Source organism: Dolichospermum sp. LEGE 00246 (assembly GCF_015207865.1).
GTDB classification, from domain to species: Bacteria; Cyanobacteriota; Cyanobacteriia; order Cyanobacteriales; family Nostocaceae; genus Dolichospermum; species Dolichospermum heterosporum.
The window spans coordinates 1-6,672 of record NZ_JADEWA010000302.1 but is presented as its reverse complement, the minus strand read 5'-3'; the positions used below and the strand labels follow the sequence as shown (position 1 = coordinate 6,672).

The window sequence follows — 6,672 nt, the reverse complement described above, 5'->3', positions numbered from 1 at the left end:
TAATAGCGAAAGTAAACTAAAGTTTACTCAAAAATTTCCGGGTTATTTAGTCATCAAAAGACAACTTCTGCTATTAGACTGGGAATATGGCTAACGCCACGCTACGCTATCATTCCCAGGCGGGCTAAAGGTTTTACGTTAAGTTGACACCAATGAGCATTGCTAAACCCCTACCGCGTTGAGATATAATCATGAAAAATGCTATAATATAAACCTATCCCAAGCTATATGAAATATGAAAATAATTCTAGATAACTTAGAACCCAGCCTAGTCGAAAATCTCAGATATCAAGCAGAACAACATGGACGGACTCTAGAGACTGAGTTAAAACTAATTTTAACACAAGCTGTTACCAAAAATGTCCGAGAAAACTCTCAGGAACAAACATTAATTCCCCTAGAAATATTAGCAGCACAGGTAAAAGATTCCTTAGATAATACAGGATATAATTCCCATGAGCAAATTATTAATTTAATTCAAGATGTAAAAAGAGAAATAGCTGAAGAACATTTATTAAAAGCACAGCATCGCAATGAGTTATGATATCCCTCAACGTCTATTTTTAGACACTAATATTTATATTATTGGTGTTGCTAATCAGGATAGTTATGAAAGAAAAATATTAGAATCAGTTGGTTCTTTACAATCTTCATCTGTAGAAGTTATCGTTTCAGAAGAATTATTAGATCAAATCTTACGAGTATCTAAACGTTTATATAATAAAGATTGGGGTAGTCAAATTGTCGCTCGGATTTGGCAGCAATTACAGGTTATTTATGTCAATTTTACTTCTGAGGAATGGCTCAAAATAGAAGAGTTAGGATTAATTCCTCGTGAAGATATTGGAGTTTATTTAACTGCTAGTAAGGGTGAAACTCAATGTTTTGTTTCTGCTAATTATAAACTAATTCGTTGTTTAGTTCAAGAAACAAAAGAGTTTGAATGTTTAACTCCTCAAGAATTTGTGAATAAGTATTTATCATAATTATTATTCCCAAAACTTCTGATTTTATTTTACACTTTATTTTAAGCCACAAAAAAATCTGTAACCTGGCGATATTCAGGACGAATAAACCCTAAAATAATATCATCCTTTCCTACTCCTAATTCCAATAATTCCCCAGTTATCCCCCTTTCTGTACCATCCCCTTCAATGCAGATTTTCCCATCAATAATTCGCAAATGAAACACCACTGCATGAACCCAACCTGTAACCATTAACAAATAATTATCAGATTCTTGATCAGAAATACATAAAGCCTCAATTTTTCCATGACTAGGTTTATAAGTAGTGAGACAGAATTAATTACACAATGTCATTGCGTTAGCGCAGCGTGGCGTTAGCCATAGGGAACAAAGTGAAATGAAACAATCGCCAGGGTTGTGATTGCTTCCCTTCGCTCGCAATGACTGTAAATATTTTTGTCCAATTACTTACTTGGCGTGATTTGCAACAATACTAATTATAATTCTTCTGTATTTTTCTAACTTATCCATTGTACAATTACCTCCTGAATTGGATCAAAAATAATGTAATTAATCTGCTGTTGAGTTCCTAGTCTCTGACTAGGAATGCAGTTAATGAGGCTCTGCCTCTAATATCATTGAAGTCAGAGCCTTCTAGAATTCATTCCCAGTCAGAGACTGGGAATGAGATGAATGAGATGACTTGAGTTCTTTGCGGGATAGATGTTTTACGCTAAAAAAATCGTCTTCTTGTCCGAGGTTCAGACGGTGTTCTTCGTAAAGGGACTACTTCTGCTTCACTACCCTCCCTAGCTACTCGAATTAATAACGCAGAAGATACCAAACTGGCAACCATCGAATTACCACCATAACTAAACATAGGTAAAGGTAAGCCTGTAGTTGGTAATGCACCTGTAGTTACACCAATATGTAATAGTGATTGGCCAATCATGACAACTACTACACCAATTGCTACTAATTTGGATGTGAGATTTTTGGATTTAAGGGCAATAATTAATCCTAAAGTGGCAAATATTGCTAACATTAGCAAGAGTAAAATACTGCCAATAAAACCAAATTCTTCGGAAAAAATTGCGAAGATAAAATCAGTATCTTGAATTGGTAAATAGAATAACTTTTGTTGAGAAAGTCCAAATCCCGACCCCCAAGTTTGCCCTGAACCTACGGCTAATAAACTTTGTACTAACTGATAACCATCTCCTGTGGCATCCCCCCAAGGATTCATAAAGGACATAATGCGTTTACGTTGATATTCTTTGATACTAATACTGAGTAATGCTAAAAGCAGACCACCAAAGGCTGTTCCTCCCAAATATTTATATGAGATTCCTGCTGCTAAGGCAATGAACCAAATTGTCATGCCGCAAAGTGCTGTGGTACTTAAGTTAGGTTGGGCAAGAATTCCTAAAAGCACAAGACCAAAAACACCCAACCAAGATAAACGAATTCCCCAAGGTCGTTTTTCCCACTGGCCAAAAAGTGTGGCGCTTTGTAAAACTAAAAAGGGTTTAATTAATTCTGATGGTTGGATAGGAATGGGGCCAATGGCTATCCACCTAGCAGCATCAAAGGCTTTTTTTCCTAATCCTGGTATTAATGTCAGAAAAATCAGCATCAGAAAAAATATTAAAAACCAATGAGATACACCCAAGATTTTTCGCAATGGCAAATTAACAATGATGTTGAAAATAATTAAGGAAGCTATAGCCCAAAGAATTTGCCGTTTAAAATAATACAAACCGTCACCATGACGGGCATCAGCAACGGGATAGGATGCGGAAAAGAGGATGATTAAGCCAATAAACATCCACGTTAATGTTAGCCAGCGCAACAATCGGGCTTCTAAACCCCAGCTAGAAACAGAATCATCAAAAATTGGGATTAAACGGAGTAGATTCACAATTTGGTAATTGGTAATTGGTGATTTTCTTCTTTCTTCTCCTGACTCCTGGGTGGGGAAACCCCGCCCCTACTACAAGAAATCCTGTATTTAAATTAAAACTAAGTTATCTCGGTGAATCACAGTATCTGCGCCTTCATAACCCAGAATTGAGGGGATTTCCCGTGAATGTCGTCCGCAAATTTTCTGCAATTCCTCACTATTATAATTCACTAATCCTCTAGCAATTTCATCACCATTACTATCACACAATTGCACCGCCTCTTGATTGTCAAATTCCCCTTCTACGGCTTTAATTCCCGCTGCTAGTAAGGATTTTCCCGCTTTGACAACGGCAGCGATCGCCCCCTTGTCTAAATATAATTTTCCTCCAGGAATCAAACCATAGGCTATCCAACGTTTGCGGGCTGAGGTTGGTTCTGGTTGCGGTGCAAAATGTGTACCAATGAGTTCCCCTTGAATAATTTTTTCAATGTTTCGGGGAAACTGTCCTTGAGTAATGACTGTACGAATACCAGCAGCGATCGCAATTCTCGCTGCCGAAATTTTAGTCATCATCCCTCCAGTCCCCCATTGAGAACCCTGTCCACCAGTTTGAATCTGTAAATCTGTCAGTTCTTGCATACTACTAACTAAACTAATTGGTTTAGCATCGGGTACGGAACGAGGATCGGCTGAATATAATCTATCAACATCCGTTAATAAAAATAACCAATCTGCTTCTACTAAACTAGCTACTAATGCAGACAGGGTATCATTATCCCCAAATTTTAATTCTTCTACCGCTACTGTATCATTTTCATTAACTATAGGGATTACTCCCAAACCTAGTAATTCTTGAAAAGTATTATTAGCATTCAGATAGCGGCTACGTTGTACCAAATCTGCCCTAGTTAATAATACTTGAGCAATTGGTTGTTGGAGAATACTAAATAAATCATCATATATACGCATTAATCTACCCTGTCCAACTGCTGCTACAGCCTGTTTTAAAGCTATAGTTTTGGGACGTTCCGTTAACCCTAACCGCGCACAACCGACTCCCACCGCGCCAGAAGAAACTAAAATTACCCGATGTCCCTGTCGTCTCAAATCACAGAGGGTTTCCGCTAAAGTAGCAATACTAGAAAGGGCTAATTGTCCTGTTTCTGGTTGAGTAAGGCTAGAAGTACCGATTTTAACAACAATTGTTTTGGTCATTAGTTAGTGGTCAGTTGTTATTCCCAAAAAATTATACAGCGCCAATCCCTCTATGGTGAAGGTTGGCGCTGTACGGGTTTATATTTATCTATTATGTGCTAGGGTCTTTTTAGGCTGACCCTGATGTTATTGAAATTAATAATCTCTGATTTTTTGCGAATTTGATAATTCCTTAACTATTTCTTTAGATTTACTTTCCTGACGAATGATAAATCTTTGTAAAGATTTGTATCTTAAAACTATTAATACAGCACGGCGAAAATAAACCAACCACTATAAATCTCCCAAAAGCTTATACCGTCTTCGTTTTGACCTTTGACTTTTGATTTTCGCCTAGCGGCACTAAGTAGGTATACTGCAAACGGTTTATTGTTTAACTAAATATGGAACCCCTCTCCAAACCTCTCCCCGCAACGGGGAGAGGCTTTGAGACTGTTATTTGTATTATAAAAAAGTCCAAGTTTTAGCCGTTTTGAGTATAAACGTGAACTAACCAAAATGTGTATTGTAGAACCAAGAAACATTCCAATATAATTGCGCTGTCGCTTCATCCAACCTACAAAAAATGGCGAAGGTATGGTTATCGTTGATAATATAACTATGCTTTCTAGTTACCAATTATGACTATAGCCACTGAACGCCAGATTACACTAGAAGATTTTCTCAAGTTACCAGAAACTAAACCAGCATCAGAATTTATTAAGGGGGAAATCCTACAAAAACCTATGCCACAGGGTGAACATAGCTTAATTCAGACTACTTTTATTGAAGTTGTCAATGGACTAACCAGAAGTCAAAAAATTGCTATAGCTTTCTCCGAACTACGCTGTACTTTTGGTGGTAGTACCATTGTTCCTGATATTGCGGTGTTCCGGTGGGAGAGAATTCCCACAACTAAATCTGGGAAAATTGCTAACCGCTTTGAAATTCATCCTGACTGGATAATAGAGATTCTTTCTCCTGAACAACTACAGAAAAAAGTATTAACAAAATTATTGCATTGTTCCCGACATGGAACTGAGTTAGGTTGGTTATTAAACCCAGAAGAAGAAAGCGTATTGGCTGTATTTCCTGGACAAAAAATTGAAATATATGAAGATGATGATAAATTACCAATTTTGGAAAATATAAATTTAGAATTAACAGTTAAGGAAATTTTTGGTTGGTTGAGTTTTGGTTCATAACTGTAGCAAGGAAAGGGGGATGAGAAACTTTATCAAGGGCGGGTAAACCCCACCCAGAAATGAATGTCAGGGCTAATAACCAAAGTCTACTAAGGGACTTCCAATTAAAAAAATCCCCAAAAGTTTCTTGTGGTGCGGGACGAATTGCCCGCTAATTACCAAGGATAGGCAGGATGCCCATCCCACAAAATTGGGTAATTTATTTTTTGGTGATCCCTAAAGTAGACTCAAGATTATTTAGTCATCAAAAGACAACTTTTGCTATGAGACTGGGAATATGGCTTACGCCACGCTTCGCTATCATTCCCAGGCGGAACTTATGCCCACCTGGATATTAAAATTGTTGTAAGAAGCGTAAATCGCTGTTATATAAACGGCGAATATCATCAATTTGGTGTAATACCATAGCAAAACGTTCTACACCAAAACCAGCAGCAAAGCCGCTATAAACTTCGGGGTCATAACCGACAGATTTTAAAACATTGGGGTCAACCATTCCGCAACCCATGACTTCTAACCAACGTCCTTTCCACTGTAAATCTACTTCTGCCGAAGGTTCAGTAAAAGGGAAATAACTGGCACGAAAGCGAATTGGTAAGTCGCCAAATATTGATTGTAAAAAGATTTTGACAGTTCCTTTCAGGTCTGTAAAAGTTAGTCCTTCATCTATGGCTAAAAGTTCGATTTGATGAAAAACTGCTGAGTGGGTCGCATCTACATCATCTCTGCGATATACTCGACCTGGGGCAACAACTCGAATGGGTGGTTCTTCCTTTTCCATGTAGCGAATTTGCACTGAGGAAGTATGAGTCCGTAATAAATTACCATCTGGTAAATAGAAGGTATCTTGCATATCACGGGCTGGATGATCTGGGGGGGTGTTAAGTGCTTCAAAATTGTAGTAATCTGTTTCCATTTCTGATCCTTGGGCAACGGTGTAACCCATGCCGACAAAGATATCTAGGGTTTGGTCAATAATGCCATTGAGGGGATGAATCCGACCTTGGGGACGGTAAATACCGGGCATGGTGACATCTATGGTTTCCGCCTCTAGCTGTACCTGAATTTGAGCAGCTTCTAGGGTTGTGCGTTGCTGGTCAAGGCTGTTTTGAATAGCTTCTTTGACTGTGTTAGCGATCGCTCCAATTTTAGGCCGTTCTTCCGCGCTCATTTGCCCCATACTTCGCAATAGCGCCCCCAATTGCCCTTTTTTGCCTAAATAGTTGACTCTAAGTTCTTCTAGGCGTTCTAGGCTATCAGCAGAGGCGATCGCTGTTTCTCCTTCTTGCCGTAATGCTAAAAGTTGATCCTCTAAATTGCTAGTCATTAGTTATTGGTGATTAGTCATTAGTCATTAGTCTATAGTAGGGGACGGGGAACAGGGGAGCAGCTGTCTCTTA

The 6,672-nt window shown here is 38.4% G+C and carries 6 protein-coding genes and 1 pseudogene; 3 read left to right on the top strand and 4 right to left on the bottom strand.

All coding sequences use genetic code 11. The features are described 5' to 3' along the window. Positions 1–235 precede the first annotated feature (235 nt). Entirely contained in the window at positions 236–544 is a 309-nt protein-coding gene (locus tag IQ228_RS17950; protein WP_193963789.1) for a hypothetical protein, read from the top strand. Next, entirely contained in the window at positions 534–986 is a 453-nt protein-coding gene (locus IQ228_RS17945; RefSeq protein WP_193963788.1) for a hypothetical protein, read from the top strand. The genes IQ228_RS17950 and IQ228_RS17945 overlap by 11 nt, the downstream gene beginning before the upstream one ends. A gap of 41 nt (positions 987–1,027) precedes the next feature. On the opposite strand, the pseudogene IQ228_RS17940 reads toward IQ228_RS17945, so the two are convergent. The 3 genes and pseudogenes from IQ228_RS17940 to proB all read right to left on the bottom strand — a co-directional run. Continuing rightward, positions 1,028–1,279, bottom strand: a pseudogene (locus IQ228_RS17940) (element excision factor XisI family protein); the annotation flags it as partial. Positions 1,280–1,700: 421 nt separating this feature from the next. Further along, on the bottom strand, positions 1,701–2,888 hold the full coding sequence (locus IQ228_RS17935; RefSeq protein ID WP_193963787.1) for an FtsW/RodA/SpoVE family cell cycle protein: 1,188 nt from the start codon (positions 2,886–2,888) through the stop codon (positions 1,701–1,703). Between the two features lie 90 nt (positions 2,889–2,978). Beyond that, the gene (gene proB / locus IQ228_RS17930; RefSeq protein WP_027400767.1) at positions 2,979–4,088 is read right to left on the bottom strand and encodes a glutamate 5-kinase; all 1,110 of its coding nucleotides are present in this window, start codon (positions 4,086–4,088) and stop codon (positions 2,979–2,981) included. A 620-nt stretch (positions 4,089–4,708) separates the two neighbouring features. Here proB and IQ228_RS17925 point away from each other — a divergent pair. Continuing rightward, on the top strand, positions 4,709–5,272 hold the full coding sequence (locus IQ228_RS17925; protein WP_027400768.1) for a Uma2 family endonuclease: 564 nt from the start codon (positions 4,709–4,711) through the stop codon (positions 5,270–5,272). Between the two features lie 334 nt (positions 5,273–5,606). On the opposite strand, the gene pheS is transcribed toward IQ228_RS17925, so the two are convergent. Continuing rightward, entirely contained in the window at positions 5,607–6,599 is a 993-nt protein-coding gene (gene pheS, locus IQ228_RS17920; RefSeq protein ID WP_027400769.1) for a phenylalanine--tRNA ligase subunit alpha, read from the bottom strand. Between the last annotated feature and the right edge of the window lie 73 nt (positions 6,600–6,672).

Coding starts and splice junctions, on each gene's coding strand:
- IQ228_RS17950 (WP_193963789.1), top strand. CDS start 236: ATGAAAATAATTCTAGATAACTTAGAACCCAGCCTAGTCGAAAATCTC.
- IQ228_RS17945 (WP_193963788.1), top strand. CDS start 534: ATGAGTTATGATATCCCTCAACGTCTATTTTTAGACACTAATATTTAT.
- proB (WP_027400767.1), bottom strand. CDS start 4,088: ATGACCAAAACAATTGTTGTTAAAATCGGTACTTCTAGCCTTACTCAA.
- IQ228_RS17925 (WP_027400768.1), top strand. CDS start 4,709: ATGACTATAGCCACTGAACGCCAGATTACACTAGAAGATTTTCTCAAG.
- pheS (WP_027400769.1), bottom strand. CDS start 6,599: ATGACTAGCAATTTAGAGGATCAACTTTTAGCATTACGGCAAGAAGGA.